Below are 594 nucleotides of genomic sequence, written 5' to 3'. Positions count from 1 at the left end.
CAAATTGATCAGCATGATCAAGGTAACATTATGATTACAAATACCCACCAGCCAAGCGTAACTAAAGTTAGTGGGACTAAAAAATGGGATGACAATCAGAATCAAGATGGGTTGCGACCAAAGGCAGTAACGATCAACTTATTAGCCAATGGTAAACAAGTTGCTCAGCAACAAGTGACAGCTGCCGATCATTGGCGTTATCGATTTAAAAATTTACCGATGTATCAGAGCGGTAAAAAGATTGTATACACTATTACTGAAGCGACGATAAAGGATTACACGACTCAGGTTAAGGGGTATGATGTAACCAATCATTACACACCGATGAAAACAGGTGTGACCGTGACGAAGCATTGGAATGATCAGGCTGATCAAGATGGGTTACGTCCAAAGAACATTAAGGTACAGCTATACGCTAATGGTAAGAAATCTGGGGCACCAGTCATTTTAAGTGAAGCCACGGATTGGACGTATACTTGGAAGGAGTTAGCTGCCAAACAAAATGGTAAACAAATCAAATATGTGGTCAAAGAGACCAAAAAAATACCAGGCTATACCACTCAAATTGATCAGCATGATCAAGGTAACATTATG

Annotated in this window: 1 protein-coding gene; it reads left to right on the top strand. The window is 39.9% G+C overall.

The features are described from left to right. Positions 1-30: 30 nt before the first annotated feature. Positions 31-594, top strand: a 564-nt coding sequence (locus tag FC07_RS11900) for a Cna B-type domain-containing protein (RefSeq protein ID WP_157050154.1), incomplete at its 3' end; no start/stop codon positions are given.

The organism is Loigolactobacillus bifermentans DSM 20003 (assembly GCF_001434575.1).
GTDB classification, from domain to species: Bacteria; Bacillota; Bacilli; order Lactobacillales; family Lactobacillaceae; genus Loigolactobacillus; species Loigolactobacillus bifermentans.
Note: the sequence above shows the minus strand (reverse complement) of the source record. Positions and strands in the feature narration are given on the sequence as shown.